Source organism: Pseudomonas sp. S4_EA_1b (assembly GCF_016307435.1).
In the GTDB taxonomy this organism is placed as follows: Bacteria; Pseudomonadota; Gammaproteobacteria; order Pseudomonadales; family Pseudomonadaceae; genus Aquipseudomonas; species Aquipseudomonas rhodesiae.
On sequence record NZ_JAEILC010000159.1, the window covers coordinates 1 to 2,916 of the forward strand.

Consider the following 2,916-nt stretch of genomic DNA (forward strand, 5'->3'; position numbering starts at 1 on the left):
GGTCAGTACGTTGCTGCCATCAGCGTTACCGCCGTCGGTCGCGGTGTAGGTGAAGTTCGCAGTGCCGTTGAAGTTCGCATTTGGCTTGAAGTAAACGGTCGCTTCGCCGTTGACCGCATCAATGGAGCCGGTCACCGGTTTGGTCATCGCCGCATCGGTGTAGAACGTGCCATTGGTTGGCGTGCCGACGGTGAACGATTTCACGTTCTCCACGCCATCGATATCAGTAGCCGACAGTTTGACTTCAATGCCCTGGGCCGGATCTTCCGAACCGGTCGCAGTAGTGGCGACAGCTTCTGGCGCATCGTTGACCGCAGTCACGGTGATCGGCAGAGTGATCGACTCGGATTTCGGATCAGCGGTGCCGTCCTGCGCAGTCGCAGTGACAATCAGGTTCACCAGGCCGTTGGCGTTTTCCGCCGGGGTGAAGACCAGGGTGGCCTTATTCCAGTCGCTGATATCGACGCTTTGATTGCCAGCTGTCGCTGTGAAGGTGTGACCCGGCGTGCCATCGGTGATGGTCGCGTTGAGCGGGACGCCACTGATTTCCAGCTTGAGCGTCTCGGAGCCATCCTTGTCGGTGGCGTAAGCGTCGATGGTCGACAGCTTGATCGCATGGTCTTCCAGGCCTGTGTTCAGCACCTGGGTGACGTTGATGTTATCCAGCACGCCGCCGAACGAGTTGTTTGTCTCGCCAGCAGGGGCTTTGAATTCGAGCTTGGCATCGCCGTCAGCGGTGACCGGCACGACGAAGGTATAAGTCTTCATGCCAACGGTGGTGGTGTCCAGGGTGCCGACTTTGACGCCGCCCCAGAATACGTCGATCACCGAATTGTTCTCGGCACCCGCACGTGGCGAGTAGTCGACCGAGATGGTGTACGCCGTGCCGGCTTCCGCCTTGATGATGGTGTACAGGCTGGAGTCGTCGCCGGCGTTTTTCTCAAGCTCGATGACCTGGCTGTTGCCTGGGGTCGCTACGCCGTAGATGCTGCTTTGGCCGATTTCGACTTGGCCATCGGCATTCCCCGTGAGCCACGGAGTGCTCGGGGTGCCATTGACGACCGGGTTGTTAGCATTACCTACCGCGACGTCGCCCCACGAACCATTGAGATTGGCGCCGTCGAAATTGATCGAGGTCACCACGCCACCGCCAAGCAGGCCCAAGTGCGGGGTGTCGGTAACTGGCGCAATCGTGATGTCGGCTGTGGTTACGGCGCTCGATTTACCGCCGTTGTCGACCGCAGTAAAGGTCAGCTCGGTTTTGCCGCTCCAGTCGCCGGTCGGGGCGAAGTAAACCGCCGCCTTGCCGTCGGCACCCGCTGGCACCGAGTCGCCGATCTTGAGTTCAGTTTGCAGCGTGGCGTCGCTGTACAGCTTGCCGTTCTCCGGCAAGGTAGTAATGACAAAGCTGGAGATGGAACCGTCCACGTCCTTACCATCCAGCACGATCTTGGCCGTATGGTCTTCATCGGCGGTGGTGTTGTCGGCCGATGCAATCGGCGCGTCGTTGAACAGGTCGATAGTGACCTTGCCGGTGGCGCTGCCGGTTTGCGGCGGTTCGCGATCCAGGTTGCCGCCGCCGACGTCAGTCACGTCGATGGTGACGGTACGATCAGTGCCGACAGGATTATCGCCCGGGCTCTGGAAGGTGATGGCTTCAACCACCTTGACGAAGTCGGCGGCGCTGCTGCCGGTCGCCGAGTCGCTGGTGAGGGTGTAGATGATTTTCCCGTCAGCGGCGCTGCCGCTCTGGGTGATGGTGATGCCGGCAACGGCCAGAGCCTTGAGCACGTCGGTGTTGCTAAGCACATCACCCGAAGCCAGATGGTCGACGGTGACCACGACTTTGCTGAAGGTGGTGTTGTCGACGTCTTTGATGGTCAGGTTCTCGACCAGCGCGACCGCGTCTTTTTGCTCAGTGAACGTGGTGCTGTCGAACTTGACCACAGGCGGATCGTTCACCGGAACCACGTGTACCACGGAGGTCACGGGTGCCGAATCCAACTGACCGTCGTTAACGGTGATGGTCAGGGTACGATTGACCGGGTCCGGGTTCTCGCTTTCGCTGGCGAAGTGCACCGAACGCAGGACTTCCTGGTATTCCGCCTTCGTGGCTTCACCAGACAGGGTCAGGATGCCAGTGGCTTTGTCGTAGCTGACTGCAATTTTGGTGTTGCTGACATCCGCGATCAGCACATCGTCTGCCAGGTGGTTGACGAGTGTGACTTTGGCGCTTTGCAGGGTGCTGTTGTCGACGTCGCTGACGGTCAAGGTCGTCGCCACGTAGCCGCCAGGCTTGCCTTCAATATAGGTGTCGCCGAATGCGTTGGTCGAAGCATTGCCCAGCACAGGAGCGTCATTAACCGCAGTCACCGTGATGGTGCCGTTGGCTGGGGTCGAAGTCAGCGGGCTGCCGTTGTCAGTAATACCGCCGTCGGTGGCGGTGTAGGTGAAGTTCGCCGTGCCGTTGAAGTTTTCGTTCGGTTTGAAGTAAACAGTCGCTTCGCCGTCGACCGCATCAATGGAACCGGTCACCGGTTTGGTCATCGCCGCGTCGGTGTAGAAGGTGCCATTGGTAGGCGTGCCAACGGTGAACGATTTCACGTCCGTCGGGCTGTCTACGTCGGTCGCGGACAGTTTGACCGCGATACCTACGCTTGGGTCTTCAGCACCGGTCGCCTTAGTGGCCTCAGCCACCGGCGCGTCGTTGACCGCAGTCACGGTGATGGTGCCGTTGGCTGGCGCAGAAGTCAGCGGGTTGCTGCCGTCAGCGTTGCCGCTGTCGGTCGCGGTGTAGGTGAAGTCCGCAGTGCCGTTGAAGTTCGCATTTGGCTTGAAGGTAGCGGTGGGTGCGGGGTTGCGGGGTTGATTTGAAACGGTGACCGGTTTGGGGGTGGGCGGGGGGGGGGAGGGGGG

The 2,916-nt window shown here is 60.3% G+C and carries 1 protein-coding gene; it reads right to left on the minus strand.

Annotation, left to right across the window (positions count from 1 at the left end; all coding sequences use genetic code 11):
- Nucleotides 1-2,916: beta strand repeat-containing protein (locus tag YA0848_RS34035; RefSeq protein WP_198731550.1), on the minus strand; the 2,916-nt coding region annotated here is incomplete at both ends.